The sequence below is a fragment of the Inhella proteolytica genome (assembly GCF_016093275.1).
Lineage (GTDB): Bacteria > Pseudomonadota > Gammaproteobacteria > Burkholderiales > Burkholderiaceae_C > Inhella > Inhella proteolytica.
The window spans coordinates 387,604-405,931 of sequence record NZ_JAEDAK010000003.1; the positions used below are offsets into that span (position 1 = coordinate 387,604).

Below are 18,328 nucleotides of genomic sequence, written 5' to 3' on the forward strand. Positions count from 1 at the left end.
GGGCCCGTCGCCGGAGTCGTCAGGTTTTGGTCAGGATTGGGTACCCCGCCCCCCCGTGGCTGCGGGGCCGCAAGCGGGGGGTCAGGCCGGGCCGAGGCCCAGGCGCACCGCCTCCGCGTCACCCAGGCCTTCGGCGGCCTCGGCCAGCCGTGCGCATTCCGCCGCGCCGAGCTGGCCTTCCAGGCGCTGCGCCAAGGCCTGGGCCGTGCGCTGGGTGAAGGTGCGCGGGCCGTAGCTGCCGCTCGGGCGCTGCGGCGAGCGGAACCAGGCCAGCACGCGCGCGGCATCCGGAGCACGGCCCTCGTGCCAGGCCAGCCAGGCCAGCGCCAGCAGCAGCACTTCGCAGGCCTGCATGCCCCCCAGCAGCGGCAGCGCGTCCACCAGCGCGGCGCGGGTGCCGGCGCAGTCGCCGGCCTCGGCCCGCATGGCGGTGTGCATGCACAGCAGCTGGGCCTGGCTGCGCAGCAGCCCGGCGGCACGGATCTGGTCCAGCGCGGCCTGACCGAGCGCGAGCGCGCGCTCGGCCGAGCCCAGGTCGTGCTCCGCCAGCATCAGCAGGAAGGTGGTGGTCCAGCTCTCGACCTGCGCACCCGCCGCCTGCAGATCCGCCACCAGCTCGCGGCTTGTGGCCAGGAAGGCTTCCATGTCGCCGCGCAGGCGCGCCTCCTGGGCCACGATGGAACGCACAAAGCGCGTTTCCAGTGCGCCCCAATGCGGCTGCACGAGCGCGCGCAGGCGCTCGAAGGCCTGCTGGCGATCGACGGCCTCGCTCACTTCCAATGCAAGCACCCAGCACAGGTACTGCGCCAGGTACTCGTTGTCGATGTCTCCCTGCTCGGCGTAGGTGGCGGCGGCGCGGCGGGCACGCGCCAGGTTCTCCTCGGCCGTGCCCAGCGGCGTGAAGCGGCACAGCGTGGCGGCCGTCAGGTCGTAATCCGCACTTCGCAGCGGGTCCGGGTGGGCGGCGGCAAGGTCGCCCAGCGCCAGGCACCAGCGCCCGCCCTCGGCGCTCAGCCCCACCCGTTGCCAGAACGGCGCCGAGGCGGCCAGCAGGGCCAGCGCCTCGTCCACCACGGTGGCCTCCACGCTGGCGGCGCCACTGGCCTCGGCTCCCCAGCGCAGGGCGGCGCGCAGGTTGTCGAGCTCTGGCAGCAGGCGTTCGCTCCAAGGCAGCACGGGCTCGCTCAGGGCCTTGCGCGCGGCCTCGCGCCAGTGGGCGCAGGCCCAGGCCAGGTGGCGTCGCGCGGTGCTGGTGCCCTCGCCTGCGGCGTCGAGCTGCTCCCACGCGTACTCGCGCAGGCTCTCCAACAGGCCGAAGCGCGGGGCCGCATCGCCCGCGCGCTGCGCCACCACCAGGGACTTGGCCACCAGCGCGTCCAGGCGGTCCAGCACCGACCAAGCCGGCTCCCCCGGATCCGCAGCCACCACCTGGGCCGCGGCCAGCGTGAAGCCGCCACGGAAGACCGCCAGGCGGCGAAAGATGCGCCGCTCGTCCGGCGACAACAGCGCGTGGCTCCAATCCAGCGTGGCGCGCAGCGTGCGCTGGTGCGGCACCGCCGTGCGCGGGCCCTGGGTGAGCAGCTGCAGGCGCATGGCCGCCCGGTCATCCGCCTCCAGGTGTTCGACCAGGCCATGCACACCCAGCACCGGCACGCGCGCGGCGGCCAGCTCCAGGGCCAGCGGCAGGCCATCCAACAGCCGGCACAGGCGCGCCAGCGCCGCTTGCTGGGCGGCATCGGGCGCAAAGCCCGGCAGCCGCGCCTCGATGCGCGCCACCAGCAGACGAAACGAGGCCGCTTCATCCCCCGCGCCGGGCGGGGCACCGCCGGCTTCTTCGCGCGGCAGGGCCAAAGGGGCCAAGTTGAGCAGCTGCTCGCCGGGGATGTGCAGCGGTTCGCGGCTGGTGACGAGCAGGTGCAGGCCCGGCAGCTGGGCGTGCAGATGGGCCAGCAGCGGCGCCAGGGGTTCCAGCACATGCTCGGCGTTGTCCACCACCAGCAGCAGATCGAGCCCATGCAGCGCCCGCACCAGGCCCGCGTCGGCTTCGCTGCCCACCGAGCTGCCCAGCACGGTGCGGGCGATGGTGGCGCGCAGCATCTGCGCCGTGGGGGCCTGCAGCGGCGCCAGCTCCAGGAGCCACACGCCGTCGGCGTGCGCGGCGCGGCGCGCAGCGGCGGCCTCCAGGGCCAGGCGGGTCTTGCCCACACCGGCCGTGCCGGTCACGGTGATCAGCCGGGCCGCGCGGCCCAGGCTGGCGAGCGTGCGCAGCTCGTCCGCACGGCCCAGCAACGCACCCAGGCCGGTGGGCAGGTTGCCGGGGCGTGGTGGGGAGCGCTCCGGCCCCTGCGGCGGCTGCGGCGCCGCGGCTTCGGCAGGCGCCTGCTGCTGGCCCTGCACCGCCGCCACGAACCGGTAGCCGCGCCGCTGCACGGTCTCGATCCAGCGCGGCGCGCGGGGGTCATCCCCCAGGGCGGCGCGCAGCTCGCTGACCACGGTCTTGATGGCCCCTTCGCTGACAAAGCGCCGCCCCCACACCGCATCCAGCAGCTGATCCTTGAGCACCAGCTCGCCCGGCCGCTGGGCCAGATGGGCGAGCACGGCAAAGGCCTTGGGCGGCAGTTCGACCGGCGCGCCGGCCCGTGTCAGGCGGGCGTTGGCGATGTCCAGGCAGAAGGGTTCGAAGTGCAGGGGTTGCATGGCCTCCGGGGCTCGTGTGGAGAAGCCCGACTTGAAACAAACCGCTTCCTGACGACTTGGCGCGCGGGCTTTGCCAGCATGGTGGCATTGATTGCTGCCCCGGCCTGCGCCATGAACTGCCCTGCCCCTCACCTGTATGCCCTGCAAGTCCAGGTCGCCCGCACCCCCGCCAACGGCGTGGCCGGCTCCATCGAACATGTGCTGAGCGGCCGCCGGCACAGCTTCGCGAGCGTGACCGAATTGGTGAGCTGGCTGCTGCAGGAGCAGGCCCTGCAAGCGACGCGGCCCGCCGCGACCCCTGCGGCCGCCTCCAACTCCCCCCGCCGCCGGCGCTCAGACCGGGAGGATCACCCCGTCACGCCGCCGTTCCGGCCTCACTTCCAGCGCAGCGGCTGAAGGTCCACGCTGCCCAGGCCGCTGGTCAGCATCAGATGCCCTTCCTGGATGGTGGCCTGCAGCTGCATGCTGCGCTCGGCCAGGCGGTTCAGCTCGGCCATGGCCTCGTGCGGCAGGCGCCAGACCTGCAGCTTGTCCAGGCGCGTCAGCTTGGTCTCGATGCCCTTCCACCACACCTCGGCGGCCGGGCCGTAGGCGTACACCACCACCGCCTCGCTCTTGCTGCAGGCCTTGCTGAGCGCCTTGTCGTCGGGTTGGCCGACCTCGATCCACAGGCGCTTGGTGCCGGTGTAATCGGTCAGCACCACATCGGGGTCGTCGGGGTCGCACAGGCCGGCGCCGAAGGCCAAGGTGGCGTCGCCATTGCAGCGCGTCTGCAGTTCGTGCGCGTGCAGGGCCAGCGCCACCAGGCGCACCATCATCCGTTCGTCGGTCTCGCTCGGGTGGCGGGCCAGGGTTAGGTTGTGGTCGGCGTAGTAGCCGTGGTCGATGTCGGCGATCGCAACGTTCGCCTTGAAGATGGTGGATTTGAGGGCCATTGGCCCATTGTCCCTTTCGTCCCAGCCGCCTTCAGTTCACCAGACCGAGCCACTGCCCGGCGCGCTGGTAGCGCTGGAACAGCGCCTCGGCCAGCTCGGCCAGGGGCGCGCAGGCGCTCAGCCGGCCCTGCTGCAGCAAGGTGTGGGCGTAAGGCGCGTCGAACAGCATGCGCGTGGCCTCCACGCCCTGGCCCTGGGTCTGCATCAGGCGGGCGAAGCCCTGCAGCTCGTCCAGGCGGGCCGGGGCGCCCAGGCTGCCGAGCGAGAACAGGCCGTCCAGGCGCGCATCGAACCAGGAGGCGCCGGGAGCATCCGGGTCGGCTTGGGGGCGGAGGTCGATCACCATGGCCGCCATGCTGCCGCGGTGCGGCGCCGGACTTGAGCCGGAAAAGCGGCCCGAAAACCCGCCATTTCGGCGCCGCACCTGGTGCGGGCGCGCGCTACGCGGGCGGCACCGGGCTGGATGCAGGGGCATGTCCGCAGCGCCGGCGCGAATCCACCGCCCGGCTCCTCGCCGTAAGGGCTGCCATGGCCAATCCCGGCCGTTCCACGGAGCCCCTCGATGCCTTTCAAGCCCACCGCCCTGGCCAGCGCCTTGCTGCTGGCTGCCCTGGTCACACCCGCGGCCCAAGCCTCCTCGCACCGCGAGGCGCCCTTCATCACCACTGCCCCCAAGGTGGACGGCACGGATTTCTATCTGTTCCGCTCGTATGAACCCGGGCGCGAGGGCTACGTCACCCTGATCGCCAACTACCTGCCGCTGCAGGACGGCTATGGCGGCCCGAACTACTTCAGCCTGGACCCGAACGCGCTGTACGAGATCCATGTCGACAACAACGGCGACGGCGTCGAGGACCTGAGCTTCCAGTTCCGCTTCAAGAACACCCTGGCGGCCAACGGCGGCGGCATCGCGCTGAACGTGGGCGGCAAGTCGGTCGCCATTCCGCTGCGCCAGGCCGGGCCGGTGAGCGGCGCCGCCACCGACCCGCTGGCCTACACCGAGAGCTTCGAGCTCAGCCTGGTGCGGGGCGACCGCCGCGGCGGCCAGCGCCAGGCCATCACCCACGCCAGCAGCGGCGCCAGCAGCTTTGCCAAGCCGATCGACTACTTCGGCGAGAAGACCCTGGGCAATGCCGCCAGCTATGAGGCCTACGCCCAGCGCCATGTGCACCCGATCAACCTCCCCGGCTGCAGCACGCCGGGCAAGGTGTTCGTGGGCCAGCGGCAGGACCCCTTCCCGGTGACCCTGGGCACGATCTTCGACCTCGTCAACGCTCCGGCCGCCGTCATCACCAACGAGGCCAATGCCGCGGCGTTCGGCGCCGGCACCATCGCCGACAAGAACGTCACCACGCTGGCGCTGGAGCTGCCCGCCGCCTGCCTGACCGCCGGCAACGACCCGGTGATCGGCGCCTGGACGACCGCCAGCCTGCGCCAGGCGCGGCTGCTGAACGGCAAGCCGGCTTCCGGCCTGCAGGCGAGCGAAAAGACCGGCGGCGCCTGGGTGCAGGTCTCGCGCCTGGGCATGCCGCTGGTGAACGAGGTCGTCATCGGCCTCAAGGACAAGGACAAGTTCAACGCCAGCAAACCCAGGGATGACGCCGCCAACTTCGCCGACTACGTCACCCATCCGACCCTGCCGGCACTGATCGAGGTGCTGTTCGGCGCCAAGGCACCGACGAACTTCCCGCGCACCGATCTGATGACCGCCTTCCTCACCGGCCTGCCCGGTGTGAACCGCCCGGCCCGCATCACCGGCCTCGGCACCGGCGGCCCGCTGGCCGAGATGCTGCGCCTGAACACCGCCATCGCCATCACCCCGGTCGCGCAGCAAAAGCCCCTGGGCGTGGCGGCGGGTGACAACGCCGGGTTCCCCAACGGCCGCCGCCCCGGCGACGACGTGGTGGACGCGGCCCTGCGCGTGGCCATGGGCGCGCTGTGCGTGCTGACGGGCGAGGCCGATGCGCTCAAGGTGGGCTGCAAGCCCGCCGACGCCCCGGCCGGCGCCGTGCCCTTCGTGGACGGCAGCCGCACCCAGGCGGCCGACTACCGCAGCGCCTTCCCCTACCTGAACACGCCGCTGCCCGGCGCGAAGAACTTCTGAGCGGGGGCCGACCATGCACAAACATCTGCTCGTGCTGGGCGCTGCCGCCCTGCTGACGGCCTGCGGCAGTGGCGACGACTACAGCGCCCCACCCATGCCCCCTGCCCCCGCGCCGGCTCCGGCCCCCGCGGACCCACCGCAGCCCGGCAGCCAGGTGCCCAGCAGCGCCGCCGCCAGCGCCAGCGCCGCCACCGCCTTCGTGCGCAGCAGCGCCGCCAGCAGCAGCGAGGCAGCCGAACCGCTGGAGCTGGGCGAGGCGCAGCTGGCCAGCAGCGACAGCACGGAGCCCGAGGAGCCATGAGGCCCTTGCTGCTGACGCTGGCGGCCCTGCTCTGCACGGCAGGCGCCCTGGCGGCGCCGCTGCAGCCGCGCAGCGCGGCCGAGATCGTGCAGCGGCTGGACGGCGACCCCGCTAGCCGCGCGCGCGAACGCGGCTGGCAGCGCCGCCTGCAGCAGCAGCCGCGCGATCAGCAGGCTGCACTGGCCCTGGGCCAGAGCCTGCTGGCGCGCGCCCGTGCCGAGGGCGATGCCCGGCTGGGCGGGCGCGCGCTGGCGGCGCTGCAGGGCTTTGCCGAGGCAGCGCCGCCGCCCGAGGTCGCCCTGCTGCGTGCGCGCGTGCAGCAGCACTTGCATGACTTCGAGGCCAGCGCCCAGGGCCTGCAGGCGCTGCTGCGCCGGCCAGCGCTGGAGGCCGGGCTGCGCAGCCAGGCCGCCCTGCTGCTGGCCGCCGTGCGCCGCACGCAGGGCCAATTGCCGGCCAGCGAAGCCGCCTGTGCCGAGCTGCCCCCAGGCTGGCTCCAGCAAGCCTGCCAGCTTGAAACCCGCAGCCTGCGCGACCCCGCGCTGCCGCTGGCCGAATGGGCGGGCCTGCGCGCCCAGGTTCGCGGCGATGCCGCGGCCCAGGCCTGGCTCTGGCTGGCCGAAGCCGAACAGGCCCAACGCGCCGGCCTGTCCGGCCCGGCCGAGGCCGGCCTGCGCACCGCCCTGCTGCTGCAGGACGATCTCTACACCCGCTGCGCGCTGGCCGACCTGCTGCAGGCCCAGGGGCGGCTGCGTGAAGCCCTGGCCCTGCTGGAAGGCCAGGCCCGCAGCGACGCCGTGGCAGTACGCCAGGCCGCGCTGGCCCAGGCCCTGGGCGATACCCGCGCCGGCCCCTGGGCCGCCGAGCTGCGCGCCCGCTTTGCGCAGGCACGCGAGCGCCATGCCGCCGATCCGCGCGAGCCCCTGCCCCATCTGCGCGAGCAGGCCCAGTTCGCGCTCTGGGTGGAGCGCGCGCCGCGCCAGGCCCTGGAGCTGGCGCAGCGCAACACCCGGCAGCAGCGCGAAAGCGCCGACCTGCTGCTGCTGGCCCAGGCCGCCCAGGCCGCCGGCCAGCCCCAGGCCCTGCGCCAGGCCCAAGCACTCACAGAACAGATCGGACTCCACGATGAACGCCTGCAAGCCCTGGCTCCTTAGCTTGCTGCTGGCGCTGCCCCTGTCAGCCGGCGCCCACTCCAGCAGCCAGGCCTACTTGGACCTGCGCGCCAGCGAGGGCGGCGCGCTGCTGCGCGTGGACCTGGCGCTGCGCGACCTGGACGCCACCCTCGACCTGGACGCCAACGCCGACGGCCAGCTCAGCTGGGGCGAGGTGCAGGCCGCGCAGCCCGCCATCGAGCGCTATGCGCTGGCCGGCCTGCGCCTGCAGGGCTGCGCGGCCGGCTTCAGCCCCAAGGGCTTCGGGCTGGAGCGCCGCGCCGACGGCGTCTACGCCGCCCTGCAGCTGCAGGCGCCCTGCCACATCGGCGTGGGCGCGGTGCTGCGCTACACCCTGCTGGGCGAGTTGGACCCGACCCACCGCGCCCTGCTGCGCCTGTCACGCGAGCAGAAGGAACCCGAGCTGAGCCTGCTGCACCCGCTGCAGCCCAGCGAATGGCTGGAGCCACCGCCCCTGCCCACGCCTCCGCCAACGGCCGCCCCGCAACCCCAGGCCCTGGAGCAGCCGCCGCACCCCGTGCCGCACGCCGCCGCCCCTTCGTTCTGGCGCGAAGGCATGCACCACCTCGTCACCGGCTACGACCACCTGCTCTTCCTGCTCTGCCTGCTGCTGCCCGCGGTGCTGGCGCGGCGGCGCAGCGCGCCGGGCTGGAAGCCGCTGCGGCGCCCGGGGGAGGCGCTGGGCGCGGTGCTTGGCATCGTCAGCGCGTTCACGCTGGCGCACAGCCTGACGCTCGCCCTGGCGGCCTACGGACGGGTGCAGCTGCTGCCGCAGTGGATCGAGCCGGCCATCGCGCTCAGCATCGTGCTGGCCGCGCTGGACAACCTGCGCCCCTTCCTGCCCGGCCCGCGCTGGGGCGTGGCCCTGGGCTTCGGCCTGGTGCATGGCTTTGGCTTTGCGGGCGTGCTGGCCGAACTGGAGCTGCCCGCCGGCGCGCTGGCCTGGGCGCTGCTGCAGTTCAACCTGGGGCTGGAGCTGGCCCAGGTGGGCCTGGTGCTGCTGGCCATGGGCCTGCTGTGGGCGCTGCGGCGCTGGGCCGGCTACCCGCGCTGGGTGCTGGGGCTGGGCTCCACGCTGGCGGCCGCCATGGGCAGCCTGTGGGTGGTGCAGCGTCTGGCCTGAGCCCGGCATGGCGCCAATCTGGCAGGCGAACACCGGCCTGTTCGGCCGCGGGCGCGGCGGTGGGCGGCCGAGAATTTCGGCACCCTGCCTCCGGTTCTGACCATGCGCGCTGTCCTGCTTGCCCTGCTTGTCTTGCTCCTCACCGCCTGCGGCGGCGGGGGTGGCAGTGGCGGCGGCACCACCACCCCCACCACGCCCGCCGTGCCGCCCACGCTGGCCGGCGTGGTGTCGGTCGGCGTGCCCCTGGGCGGGGCGCAGATCAGCGTGGTGGACGCCAAGGGCACGGCCCTGGGCAGCACCAGCAGCAACGCGGGCGATGGGCGCTACAGCCTCAAGCTCTCAGCCGCCAGCCCCAGCCTGCCGCTCATGCTGCAGGCGCGCGGCATCGATTCCGCCGGCCTGCCCGTGCTGCTGCACGCCCTGGTGCCTGCGGCCGCCAACGACGCCAGCACCACCGTGCACCTGACGCCGCTCTCGCAGGCCGTGAGCGCGCTGGCGCTCGGTGCCGACCCCCAGGCCGCCTTCGCCAAGCCGGCCGACGCCAAACTGACCGACACCGCCCCGCTTATCAGTGGCGCTGGCACGTTCCTGAAGACGCTCATCAAGACCGCCGCCTCGGACGCCAAGATCACCAGCCTCGACGCCTTCGACCTGCTGACGGACAGCCGCCTGGCCACGCCCAAGAGCGCCGCCGACCTGATGCTGGCCGGGCTGCGCCTGCAGGTGGATGGCGCCGGCGGCAAGCTGCTGCTGGGCACGCGCTTCCTGGCCAACCCCACGCCCGAGGTGGAGGTGAGCCTGGCCACGGCCAAGACCGAGCTCGCCAAGGGCAGCACCGGCGTGCCGGCCTCGGCCATCACCAGCACGCTGAAGGTCACCAGCGCCGCGGCCTCGGTGGTGACGAATGCGGCCACGCTGGACGGCATCGTCAGCACCCTGAACCCCTTGCTGGCCCAGGCCAGCACCACGGCCGCCACCTACAAGGCCAGCGCCGCGCTCACGGGCTACGACGAACACGACGGCCGCAACGCTGACGCCTTGGCCGCCAGCCTGGTGGCGGCCGCGGCCGAGGGCCTGCAGCTCGGCCCCTTGCAGGTCCTGAGCTGCGCGGATCTGGTCGTCAAGAAGGGTGACTGCCTGCGCGTCGTGGTGGCCAGCACCCTGAGCGACCGCAGCGGCAAGCCGGTGCGCCGCCTGCTTGACGCCGCGACCTACAACACCGCCACCAAGCGCTGGTCCCTGATCGGCAACGGGCACCCGCTCGCCTTCGATGTCTGGGCCTCCAGCACCCAGCTGCTCAAGCGCGACGGCAGCGCCGACACCCTGGGCACCGGCAGCACCGCGCTCACCACGCCCTTCCCCGGGGTGGAAGTGCGCCTGCAGGCCACCGACGAGGCCTTCACCAGCTACCTGGTGCTGGCCGGCACCGTGCAAACCCCGCTGAACTACGCCCTGCCCCTGGCCGCCTGCAACCAGCGCCACCTGTGCGTGGCCCCCACCGGGGCGGCAGGCGTCATCCCGACCGGCGCCCCGCAAGACCACCAGCTGCGTCCCAGCGCCGTGGGCTGGCTGGGCAATGCCGACGGCCTGAACGGCGCGGCCTACAAGGCCAGCTTCACCCGCAATGTGGCCACCGCCACGCCGGAAAGCCGCACCGCTTACTTGCACGCGGGCATGGTGGCCGATGTGGCGGCGGCCCGCCACCCGGCGCTCGATGGCGTGAGCGTCGGCACCCCGCTGACCCTGGCGGCCCTGGGTCGTGGCCTGACGCTGAAATGGAGCACCTGGGCCCAGGCCAACCCCGACCTGCGGCTGGCGCAGATCCGCCTGGTGGTGCGCTACCCGGATCGCATCGCCACCCTGCCGCTGGACGTGCTGGACGTGACCGAGGATCCGGTGCTGCGCGTGGCGCTGACACCCGGCCAGGGCCAGCTCGGACACGACATCTGGCTGACGGCCCTGGACCCCACCGGCCGCCGCCTGCACACCCGCTACGCGCTGGGTGTGAGCGACTGAGTCAGGTCTTCGGGAGCGTGACGCCCTTCTGGCCCTGGTACTTGCCGCCGCGGTCGCGGTAGCTGGTTTCGCAGACCTCGTCCGATTCGAAGAACAGCACCTGGGCGCAGCCCTCGCCGGCGTAGATCTTGGCCGGCAGCGGCGTGGTGTTGCTGAACTCCAGCGTCACATGGCCTTCCCACTCGGGCTCGAAGGGTGTGACGTTGACGATGATCCCGCAGCGCGCGTAGGTGCTTTTTCCTAAGCAGATGGTCAGCACATTGCGCGGGATGCGGAAGTACTCGACCGTACGTGCCAGCGCGAAGCTGTTGGGCGGAATGATGCAGACCTCTTCGTCGATGGCGACGAAGCTCTTTTCGTCGAAGTTCTTCGGGTCCACCACGGTGCTGTGCACATTCGTGAAGACCTTGAACTCGGGCGCGCAGCGGATGTCGTAGCCGTAGGAGCTGGTGCCGTAGCTGACGATGCGCCGGCCATTGACCTCGCGCACCTGGCCCGGCTCGAAGGGCTCGATCATCCCGTGCTGTTCCGCCATGCGGCGGATCCACTTGTCGCTCTTGATGCTCATGGGCTGTCTCCGGTCGGGGGGCCGGATTCTGCCTGGGCTGCCCATCGGGCCCTGATAAGCGGGGCCGAAGCGGTGCGTGGTGCAAGCAAGGCCGCGTCGCCGGACTGACGGACAAGCACTTCACCAGGTAGCAGGCCTCATTGATCCTGCAGATCAACACGACAGGAGGCTCCAGCTCACAAGACCGATTGCAATCAGCTGTCCGCTCTGTGCACTAGCCTGTTCACAGCTCTGGCGAGCAAAGACACGAAGCCCAGGAACAGGAGGATGACCGGAAAGAGCAAGCAAGCGATGGCCAGCCCCATGACGGCCGCCACAAGGAGCCCCAGGGTGCCCCCAACGTTGAGTCCAATGAGGCAAGCAATCGCAAAAATGGCCAGGCATGTCCAGCCAACGAACCTGACGTAAACACGCGCTGATTCCCACCTCCAGAGGACCGCCGCAGTCAACCCGGCGCCTGCCAGTAGGACAAGTACCGTCACGACAGTCTCCTTCGCTGTCGGCAAGCCAAACGGAGGACTGGTCCCCGCTTGCACAGGCACTACCCAGAGAAGCCAAGAAAGCTTCCACGCCAGACCGCGCGCCGATCGAACCCAGTTCAATCTGACGCGAGCAATGGCCCCTGACCGTGCGTTCACTTATCCGCCCTTGCCGCTCAACGCCATCTCCACGCCCTTGTTGGCCAGCTGGTCCGCGCGCTCATTGCCCTCATGCCCGGCATGGCCCTTGACCCAGTGCCAGTCGATCTCGTGCAGCGCCGCCAGGGCGGCCAGGCGTTGCCAGAGCTCGACGTTCTTGACCGGCTGGCCGGCGGCGGTGCGCCAGCCGCGCTTCACCCAGCCCGGCATCCACTCCGTCATGCCCTTGAGCACGTACTCGCTGTCGGTATAGAGCGTGATCTTGCAGCTGCGCTTGAGCGTGGCCAGGGCCTCGATGACGGCGGTCATCTCCATCTGGTTGTTGGTGGTGCTGCGCTTGCCGCCGCAGAGTTCCTTCTGGTGTGCGCCGGCAATCATCCACACGCCCCAGCCGCCCGGGCCGGGGTTGCCCTTGCAGGCGCCGTCCGTGTAGAGCGTGACCTCGGGCTTCTTGATCTTGGGGGTGTCAGTCATGGCGAATCGTTGCGATGCGTTCTGGAGGGCAGCGCCACCGCCGGTGCGGCGCGGCGCCGGCCATTGGATTTGGCCAGGCCGATCAGGCGCATGCCGTGCACGCGCTTGATGGCCTCGATGAAGTAGACGGCGCCGAACACCGGCCACCAGGTGGGGCCCAGGCGGTCCATGAAGTGGCCGCGCGCCAGCCAGGCCTCGCGGTTCACCGGCGGGCGGTAGCAGCCGAAGCGGGCCTGGCCGATTTCGAAGCTGAGCAGGCGCAGCCAGTCGCGCGCCCGCCAGTAGCCGATGAATTCGCCGGACTGGGGCAGGCAGGGCCCCAGCCAAGTCAGCTTCTGGCGCAGCGCCCACAGGCTGGCCGGGTTCAGGCCCAGCAGCAGCAAGCGTCCTTCCGGGCGCAGCACACGCGCGGCCTCGCGCAGGCGGTGGTGCGGGTCGGGGGCGAACTCCAGCGTGTGGGGCAGTACCAGCAGGTCCAGGCTGTCGTTCTCGAAGGGCAGGTCGTCGAAGTCGCAATGCAGGGCAGCCTGGCCCTGGCCTTGCAGCGCCAGCCAGCGCTGCGGCATCCGGTTGGCGCGCAGGCCCGACAGCTGCGGCCAGCCCAGCTGCAGCGCATGGAAGCCGAACAGGTCGACCACGGCTTCATCCAGGCAGCGCTGCTCCCAATCGAGCAGGTAACGGCCCAAGGGGGTCTGCAGCCAGGAGGCGACTTCTAGAATGGGCCCCCGCTGATTGCTCTCACGAACCGCCGTCACCCGTGCTGTCTCTGCTTCCCGTGCCCGCTTTTGCGGACAACTACATCTGGTTGTTGCACGACGGCCGGGACGCCCTCGCGGTGGACCCCGGCGAGGCGGCGCCTGTGCGGCACGCCCTGCAGGCGCTGGACCTGAGTCTGGCGGCGATTCTAGTGACGCACCACCATGGCGATCATGTCGGCGGCCTGGCCGCGCTGCGCGCCGAGGGCTTCGCGGGCCCGGTCATCGGCCCGGCCGGCGAAGCGATCGAAGGCCTGACCCGGCGCGTGCACGAGGGCGAGCGATTGCAGCTGCTGGGGCAGGACATCCGCGTCCTCGATGTGCCCGGCCATACCGCCGGGCACATTGCTTTTGTGGTCGAGTGCGAGCCCCCCATCCTGTTTTGCGGCGACACCCTGTTCGGGGCCGGCTGCGGCCGCCTGTTCGAAGGCACGCCGGCGCAGATGCAGGCCTCGCTGGCCAAGCTGCTGGCGCTGCCGCCCGCCACCCGCGTGTGCTGCGCCCATGAATACACGCTCGGCAACCTGCGCTTCGCCCAGGCCGTCGAGCCCGCCAACCCGGCGCTGGCCGCGCGCCAGCAGGCCGATCAGGCCGCCCGCGCCGCCGGCCAACCCACCCTGCCCTCCACGCTCGCGCTGGAGGCCGCCACCAACCCCTTCCTGCGCTGGAGCGAGCCCGGCGTGCGTGATGCGGCGCGCCAGCGCGCCCCGCAGCCAGCTCCCAGCGACGACGCCGTGGCGGTCTTCACCGCCCTGCGCCAATGGAAGAACCAGTTCTGAAGGACCCCCGATGCAACCCGTCCTGCGACATGCCCTGACCCTGAGCACTCTGGCCGTGCTGGCCCTGCTGAGCGGCTGCGCCACCGCCCCCGACGGCAGCGCCAGCGGCAGCCTGCGCGCCCAGCCCCCGGAGGCGGCGGAGACCGCCGCCGTGCCCCCCGCCCCGGCCGCGGCGCCGGAGCTGCCCAAGCTCAATCCTGCACTGATCGACCACGCCACCGCCAAGGCGCAAGACGATCTGAACCCCGACCAGCCCGCGGTGGACTTCCAGGCCCCCGAGGCCCAGAAGGACCTGTGGATGCGCATCCGCGCCGCCATGCAGCTCGAAGAGCTGACCGGCCCGCGCGTGCAGAAGTGGGAGGAGTTCTATGCCAAGCGGCCCGAGTACGTAGGCCGCATGACCGAGCGCGGCGGGCGCTACCTCTTCCACATCGTGCAGGAAGTGGAAAAGCGCGGCCTGCCGATGGAGCTGGCGCTGCTGCCCTTCATCGAATCGGCCTTCAACCCGGAAAGCCAGAGCCACGCCAAGGCCGTGGGCATGTGGCAGTTCATGAGCGCCACCGGCAAGGATTTTTCGCTCAAGCAGAACCTGTTCCGTGACGACCGCCGCAATGTGCTGGCCAGCACCCGCGCCGCGCTCGACTACCTCGCCCAGCTGGGCAAGCGCTACGACGGCGACTGGCAGCTCGCCCTGGCCGCCTACAACTGGGGCCTGGGCAATGTGGACCGCGCCATCAAGCGCCTGGACCGCGAGGGCAAGGAGCGCAGCTACGCGAACCTGCGCATGCCCAATGAAACCGCCGACTACCTGCCCAAGCTGCAGGCGGTGAAGAACCTGGTGCTGCGCCCGCAGGACTTCGGCGTGCAGCTGCCCGATCTGGCCAACCACCCCTACTTCCTGACCGTGCAGGTCGAGGGCGACATCGACGTCGAGCTGGCCGCCCGGCTGGCGGGTCTGAGCGTGGAGCGCTTCCGCCAGTTCAACCCGCAGATGAACAAGCCCATCATCCTGGCCGCTGCCACGCCCCAGCTGCTGCTGCCCTACGACAACGCGGCCCAGTTCGTGCAGGCGCTGGAGGCGCACCAGGGCCAGAAGGCCAGCTGGACGGCGCTGCAACTGCCCAAGACCATGAAGCCCGCCGAGGCCGCCAAATGGGCCGGCATGAGCGAGGCCGAGCTGCGCGAAATCAACCGCATCCCGCCGCGCATGAACATCAAGGCCGGCAGCACCCTGCTGGTGCCGCGCACCGCCAAGCGCGACCACGACGTGAGCGAGCACCTGGCCGAAACCGCCGCCCTGGCCCTGGCGCCGGATGCGCCGGCGCGCCGCGCCATCAAGGTGACCGTGCGCAAGGGCGACACCCTGGCCTCCGTGGCGCGCCGCAACGGCGTCACCGTGGCCCAGCTGGCCGAGTGGAACCAGCTCAGCCTGACCGCCCGCGTCAAGCCTGGCGCCAAGCTCACCAGCTATGTGCCGAACCGCCCGGCCGCCAAGCTCGCCGGCGGCAAGAAGAGCGGCGCCAAGAAGGTGGCCGCCAAGTCCGGCAAGACGGTGAAGGCGGCGGTCAAGGCCAGCACGCGGCGGGCCAAGACCAGCTGATTCAAACGAAGAACAAGGCCACGCTGCAGGCCACGCCCACCGCCCAGATGGCGCTGCGGGCGTAGTGCTGATCGGCGATGTAGCAGACGATGTAGACGAGGCGCGCGGCGATGAAGCCCAGCGCCAACGCATCCACCGTGGCCTGGTTCGCGTGGGCCTGCTGGGCGATCAGCACGCCGGCGATGAAGAGCGGCAGGGCCTCGAAGCTGTTCGCCTGGGCGGCGTTGGCGCGCGCGGCGCGGCCGGTCTGCGCCGCCAGCCAGGCGCGCGGGTCGCGGTTGTTGTAGCCGCCGTCCTTGGGTCGGCGGCCCCAGCCGCTGGACTTGGCCAGGCCGGCGCAGACGATGGGCAGCGCGCAGGCCGTCAGGATGCAGAGATTGGCGAGGGTGGTCATGCAGGCAACTCCAGTTCAATCCAAGGCAAGCATGGGGAAGGCCTCACGCCGCCGCCAAGCTTCGGCTCAGGCAGAGCATGGGGCTGCCGGAGGCGTGCGCGGCCCGCTGCGTGATGGCATAGCCGTGGCGCTCGTAGAGCGCGATCAGGGGGTGGTTGTTCGCCCCGGTCCAGGTGCGCGCATGGCTCAGGCCCCGCGCCCGCATCCAGGCTTCGTCGTGCAGCAGCAGCTGCCGGGCGATGCCGCGGCGCCGCGCCGGCGGCCAGACATAGCTGGTGGTGACCAGGCCCCAGGCGCCGACCGGCAGGGTCTCTTCCGGGCCCGGCGGCTCGGCGCGCACCAGGCTGTGGCCCAGCACCTCGGTGCCCTGCACCGCCAGCCAGACCGCCGCGCAGGGGTGATCGAGATGCCAGAGCACGCGCTCGCGCAACCACTCCAGGCTGTGCAGCGCGCGGCCCCGCACTTCGCCTTCCACCTCGATCAGGGTGGCCTGCATGCCCTGCGCCACGCGGTCGATCTCGGCCGGTGCCGCGGGATCGAGGGCGCGAATGCACACCGCCGCCATGGCCGTCATCGGCGATCGGCCAGCGCATGGGCCAGCGTGCCCAGGTCCACGAACTCCAGCTCGCTGCCCACCGGCACGCCGCGCGCCAGCCGGCTGACCTTCAGGCCCTGGGCCTTGAGCGCCTCGCCGAGCAGATAGGCCGTGGCCTCGCCCTCGGCGGTGAAGCTGGTGGCGAGGATCACCTCGCGCACCAGACCGTCGGTGGCCCGGTGCAGCAGCGCCTCGGCGCCGATGTCCTTGGGGCCACGCCCCTCGATGGGACTGACGCGCCCGCCCAGCACGAAGTAGTAGCCGCGGTAGGAGCCGCTGCGCTCCAGCACGGCTTGGTCCGCCGGCGTTTCCACCACGGCCAGCAGCGCGGGGTCACGCGTGCCGTCGCTGCACACCGCACACACCGGCGCCTCGGCAAAGCTGTGGCAGCGCGTGCAGGTCTGGATGCGCGCCAAGGCCTCCGTCAGCCCGGCGGCCAGCTGCTGCGCGCCCAGGCGGTCGTGCTGCAGCAGGTGGTAGGCCATGCGCTGCGCACTCTTCGGGCCTACGCCGGGGAGCTTGCGCAGGGCGTCGATCAGTTGGTCAAGCGCGGCCATTGGCTTGTTCTTCTTCGGTGCAGCCCTCGGGGGCTTCACCCCCGAACCCCGACCCGCATTTCTTTGCTGCGCCAAAGAAGCGCGGGGCAAAGAAAGGCGCCAATGCACGCACGCCGCCTAGGGCGGCGCGCGATTGCACGGCTGGTTCACATGGCTCCCACAGCCCTCCTCTGCCTGCGAAAACCTGCCCGCTAAGCTGGCCGGAGTACCGGCCGACTAGACCACCGCAAACCATCGCGGGCTCTCTGCGATGAACGGAGCCCCAATGCGTGCTCCGGCTCCTACTGAAACTGGTTGGGGGTCTGTTCTTCGTCGCTCGGAGGCCATGGTCCTCGCTGCCCGGGACGACCGGTACTCCGGGCGCCTTCGTCGTCCTGACCGTCGAAGTCAGAGAAGGGCTCGTCTCAGTGTGAGCCCAAGCACCGCCATCACAGTTCGCCCCTAGGGCGACTGTGTGGGTTGGCGCCTTTCTTTTCCCCCCTTTTCTTTGGCGCAGCAAAGAAAAGGGGGTCGCCTGCCGGGGCGAAATCCCGGCGGGGTCTCGGACAGGCCTAACAGGCACGCCCAAGTAGCTCAGAACGGGAACTTCATCCCAGGGGGCAGCGGCATGCCCGCCGTCAGCTTGCCCATCTTTTCCGAGCTGGTCTCCTCCGCCCGGCGCACCGCGTCATTGAAGGCCGCGGCCACCAGGTCTTCCAGCATGTCCTTGTCGTCGGCCAGCAGGCTGGGGTCGATCTGCACGCGGCGCACGTCGTGCTTGCAGGTCATGGTGACCTTGACCAGACCGGCGCCGCTCTGGCCTTCCACCTCGATGGTCGCCAGCTCTTCCTGGGCGCGCTTGAGGTTGTCCTGCATGGCCTGGGCCTGCTTCATCAGACCGGCGAGTTGGTTCTTCATCATGATCAGTTCTCCGACAAGGGGCGCACCGTGCCGGGCACGATGCGCGTGGTTTCGAAATGGCGCTTCAGCGCGGCCAGCTCGGCCGAGTTCGCCACCGCCGCTTCCGCGGCGAGTTGGCGCGCCGCCTTGGCAGCAGCTTCGCGCAGGGCCGGGCTGTCGGTCACGGGGCCGACCTCGGTGTCGAGCTTCACCGGCACGCCGGCATGCTCCGTCAGGGCCGCCTCCAGCTTGGCCGGGCCGGGCGCCATGCGCAAGGCCTCGCCGCTGACGCGCAGCGTGACTTGCCAGGCACTGGCACCGCGCTCGAGGCGCAGGCATTGGCCCTGCATGCCCAGCGTGCGGGCCAGGGCCGCCACCGAAAGCTCGCCAAACAGGGCCGCCCAGGCCTCACCCAGGGGCGTGGGCTCGAGGCCCGGTGCGCTGGGGGCCGCCGCGGCGGGTTCCTCGGGCAGCTGTGGGGCTTCAATGAGCGCCTGCGGCGCGTCATCCAGCTCCTCGGGCGGCAGGTCCAGCCAGGGCGGCACGTCGTCGGCCTCGGCGCCGAGCTGAACGGCCGGTGCGGCCTCAGCGCGCGGCGGGGGGCTCGGCGCTGGGTTGGGCTGCGGGGCAGGATGCGGCGCCGGGCGCGGCGGCGTGACCGGGGTGACGCGCTCGGGCGGGCGCACCGGCGTGACCGGGCTCACGGGCTCGATCGGGGCCGCGGCCGCGCGCGGCAGCGCC

Annotated in this window: 18 protein-coding genes and 1 pseudogene; 8 read left to right on the forward strand and 11 right to left on the reverse strand. The window is 71.7% G+C overall.

The window, feature by feature from the left end; translation table 11 throughout:
* Nucleotides 1-81: 81 nt before the first annotated feature.
* Nucleotides 82-2,697, reverse strand: coding sequence for an ATP-binding protein (locus I7X39_RS06825; protein WP_198110218.1), 2,616 nt, complete (start codon nt 2,695-2,697; stop codon nt 82-84).
* Nucleotides 2,698-2,808: 111 nt separating this feature from the next.
* On the opposite strand from I7X39_RS06825, the gene I7X39_RS06830 reads away from it, so the two are divergent.
* Complete coding sequence (locus I7X39_RS06830; RefSeq protein WP_198110219.1) at nt 2,809-3,093, forward strand: hypothetical protein; 285 nt, start codon at nt 2,809-2,811, stop codon at nt 3,091-3,093.
* On the opposite strand, the gene I7X39_RS06835 is transcribed toward I7X39_RS06830, so the two are convergent.
* Both I7X39_RS06835 and I7X39_RS06840 read right to left on the reverse strand, forming a co-directional pair.
* Complete coding sequence (locus I7X39_RS06835; protein WP_198110220.1) at nt 3,072-3,632, reverse strand: YaeQ family protein; 561 nt, start codon at nt 3,630-3,632, stop codon at nt 3,072-3,074. The genes I7X39_RS06830 and I7X39_RS06835 overlap by 22 nt on opposite strands.
* 31 nt (nt 3,633-3,663) lie before the next feature.
* Nucleotides 3,664-3,978 carry a hypothetical protein gene (locus I7X39_RS06840; protein WP_198110221.1) on the reverse strand — a complete coding sequence of 105 codons (315 nt, stop codon included), beginning with the start codon at nt 3,976-3,978 and terminating at the stop codon, nt 3,664-3,666.
* A 216-nt stretch (nt 3,979-4,194) separates the two neighbouring features.
* On the opposite strand from I7X39_RS06840, the gene I7X39_RS06845 reads away from it, so the two are divergent.
* The 5 genes from I7X39_RS06845 (at nt 4,195) to I7X39_RS06865 (ending at nt 10,348) form a co-directional block, all read left to right on the forward strand.
* A complete protein-coding gene (locus I7X39_RS06845) occupies nt 4,195-5,736 on the forward strand; it encodes a DUF4331 domain-containing protein (RefSeq protein ID WP_198110222.1) in 1,542 nt (513 codons plus the stop codon).
* 13 nt (nt 5,737-5,749) lie between these two features.
* On the forward strand, nt 5,750-6,037 hold the full coding sequence (locus tag I7X39_RS06850; protein ID WP_198110223.1) for a hypothetical protein: 288 nt from the start codon (nt 5,750-5,752) through the stop codon (nt 6,035-6,037).
* Complete coding sequence (locus tag I7X39_RS06855; protein ID WP_198110224.1) at nt 6,034-7,191, forward strand: hypothetical protein; 1,158 nt, start codon at nt 6,034-6,036, stop codon at nt 7,189-7,191. The genes I7X39_RS06850 and I7X39_RS06855 overlap by 4 nt, the downstream gene beginning before the upstream one ends.
* Complete coding sequence (locus tag I7X39_RS06860) at nt 7,163-8,332, forward strand: HupE/UreJ family protein (protein ID WP_198110225.1); 1,170 nt, start codon at nt 7,163-7,165, stop codon at nt 8,330-8,332. Before I7X39_RS06855 ends, I7X39_RS06860 begins: the two co-directional genes overlap by 29 nt.
* A 102-nt stretch (nt 8,333-8,434) precedes the next feature.
* Nucleotides 8,435-10,348 (forward strand): hypothetical protein, encoded by a 1,914-nt coding sequence (locus I7X39_RS06865; RefSeq protein WP_198110226.1) that lies wholly within the window; start codon nt 8,435-8,437, stop codon nt 10,346-10,348.
* 1 nt (nt 10,349) lies between these two features.
* Here I7X39_RS06865 and dcd read toward each other — a convergent pair whose 3' ends face one another.
* The 3 genes from dcd to I7X39_RS06880 all read right to left on the reverse strand — a co-directional run bounded on the left by dcd (nt 10,350) and on the right by I7X39_RS06880 (nt 12,714).
* Nucleotides 10,350-10,916 (reverse strand): dCTP deaminase, encoded by a 567-nt coding sequence (gene dcd / locus I7X39_RS06870; RefSeq protein WP_198110227.1) that lies wholly within the window; start codon nt 10,914-10,916, stop codon nt 10,350-10,352.
* Nucleotides 10,917-11,554: 638 nt separating this feature from the next.
* Complete coding sequence (gene rnhA / locus I7X39_RS06875; RefSeq protein ID WP_198110228.1) at nt 11,555-12,028, reverse strand: ribonuclease HI; 474 nt, start codon at nt 12,026-12,028, stop codon at nt 11,555-11,557.
* The gene (locus I7X39_RS06880) at nt 12,025-12,714 is read right to left on the reverse strand and encodes a class I SAM-dependent methyltransferase (protein ID WP_232351755.1); all 690 of its coding nucleotides are present in this window, start codon (nt 12,712-12,714) and stop codon (nt 12,025-12,027) included. The genes rnhA and I7X39_RS06880 overlap by 4 nt, the downstream gene beginning before the upstream one ends.
* Nucleotides 12,715-12,788: 74 nt before the next feature.
* Here I7X39_RS06880 and gloB point away from each other — a divergent pair, with 74 nt between their 5' ends.
* Together gloB and I7X39_RS06890 are read left to right on the forward strand one after the other, a co-directional pair.
* Nucleotides 12,789-13,562, forward strand: coding sequence for a hydroxyacylglutathione hydrolase (gene gloB / locus I7X39_RS06885; protein ID WP_198110252.1), 774 nt, complete (start codon nt 12,789-12,791; stop codon nt 13,560-13,562).
* A 10-nt stretch (nt 13,563-13,572) separates the two neighbouring features.
* Nucleotides 13,573-15,162, forward strand: a complete 1,590-nt coding sequence (locus I7X39_RS06890; protein WP_198110229.1) for a transglycosylase SLT domain-containing protein — start codon at nt 13,573-13,575, stop codon at nt 15,160-15,162.
* 1 nt (nt 15,163) lies between these two features.
* Here the strand turns inward: I7X39_RS06890 and I7X39_RS06895 are convergent, their stop codons facing one another.
* From I7X39_RS06895 to I7X39_RS06915, 5 genes and pseudogenes are all read right to left on the reverse strand, one after another.
* Complete coding sequence (locus I7X39_RS06895; protein WP_198110230.1) at nt 15,164-15,556, reverse strand: MAPEG family protein; 393 nt, start codon at nt 15,554-15,556, stop codon at nt 15,164-15,166.
* Between the two features lie 43 nt (nt 15,557-15,599).
* Nucleotides 15,600-16,130, reverse strand: a complete 531-nt coding sequence (locus I7X39_RS06900) for a GNAT family N-acetyltransferase (protein WP_198110231.1) — start codon at nt 16,128-16,130, stop codon at nt 15,600-15,602.
* A complete protein-coding gene (gene recR / locus I7X39_RS06905) occupies nt 16,127-16,708 on the reverse strand; it encodes a recombination mediator RecR (protein ID WP_198110232.1) in 582 nt (193 codons plus the stop codon). The genes I7X39_RS06900 and recR overlap by 4 nt, the downstream gene beginning before the upstream one ends.
* A 573-nt stretch (nt 16,709-17,281) precedes the next feature.
* Nucleotides 17,282-17,608 (reverse strand): YbaB/EbfC family nucleoid-associated protein, encoded by a 327-nt coding sequence (locus I7X39_RS06910; RefSeq protein WP_198110233.1) that lies wholly within the window; start codon nt 17,606-17,608, stop codon nt 17,282-17,284.
* Nucleotides 17,609-17,610: 2 nt separating this feature from the next.
* Nucleotides 17,611-18,328, reverse strand: a pseudogene (locus I7X39_RS06915) (DNA polymerase III subunit gamma/tau); the annotation flags it as partial.

What these genes read in the sequence shown, in the direction of transcription:
- I7X39_RS06825 (WP_198110218.1), bottom strand. Translation starts at nt 2,697, where the DNA reads ATGCAACCCCTGCACTTCGAACCCTTCTGCCTGGACATCGCCAACGCC.
- I7X39_RS06830 (WP_198110219.1), top strand. Translation starts at nt 2,809, where the DNA reads ATGAACTGCCCTGCCCCTCACCTGTATGCCCTGCAAGTCCAGGTCGCC.
- I7X39_RS06835 (WP_198110220.1), bottom strand. Translation starts at nt 3,632, where the DNA reads ATGGCCCTCAAATCCACCATCTTCAAGGCGAACGTTGCGATCGCCGAC.
- I7X39_RS06840 (WP_198110221.1), bottom strand. Translation starts at nt 3,978, where the DNA reads ATGGTGATCGACCTCCGCCCCCAAGCCGACCCGGATGCTCCCGGCGCC.
- I7X39_RS06845 (WP_198110222.1), top strand. Translation starts at nt 4,195, where the DNA reads ATGCCTTTCAAGCCCACCGCCCTGGCCAGCGCCTTGCTGCTGGCTGCC.
- I7X39_RS06850 (WP_198110223.1), top strand. Translation starts at nt 5,750, where the DNA reads ATGCACAAACATCTGCTCGTGCTGGGCGCTGCCGCCCTGCTGACGGCC.
- I7X39_RS06855 (WP_198110224.1), top strand. Translation starts at nt 6,034, where the DNA reads ATGAGGCCCTTGCTGCTGACGCTGGCGGCCCTGCTCTGCACGGCAGGC.
- I7X39_RS06860 (WP_198110225.1), top strand. Translation starts at nt 7,163, where the DNA reads ATGAACGCCTGCAAGCCCTGGCTCCTTAGCTTGCTGCTGGCGCTGCCC.
- I7X39_RS06865 (WP_198110226.1), top strand. Translation starts at nt 8,435, where the DNA reads ATGCGCGCTGTCCTGCTTGCCCTGCTTGTCTTGCTCCTCACCGCCTGC.
- dcd (WP_198110227.1), bottom strand. Translation starts at nt 10,916, where the DNA reads ATGAGCATCAAGAGCGACAAGTGGATCCGCCGCATGGCGGAACAGCAC.
- rnhA (WP_198110228.1), bottom strand. Translation starts at nt 12,028, where the DNA reads ATGACTGACACCCCCAAGATCAAGAAGCCCGAGGTCACGCTCTACACG.
- I7X39_RS06890 (WP_198110229.1), top strand. Translation starts at nt 13,573, where the DNA reads ATGCAACCCGTCCTGCGACATGCCCTGACCCTGAGCACTCTGGCCGTG.
- I7X39_RS06895 (WP_198110230.1), bottom strand. Translation starts at nt 15,556, where the DNA reads ATGACCACCCTCGCCAATCTCTGCATCCTGACGGCCTGCGCGCTGCCC.
- I7X39_RS06900 (WP_198110231.1), bottom strand. Translation starts at nt 16,130, where the DNA reads ATGACGGCCATGGCGGCGGTGTGCATTCGCGCCCTCGATCCCGCGGCA.
- recR (WP_198110232.1), bottom strand. Translation starts at nt 16,708, where the DNA reads ATGGCCGCGCTTGACCAACTGATCGACGCCCTGCGCAAGCTCCCCGGC.
- I7X39_RS06910 (WP_198110233.1), bottom strand. Translation starts at nt 17,608, where the DNA reads ATGATGAAGAACCAACTCGCCGGTCTGATGAAGCAGGCCCAGGCCATG.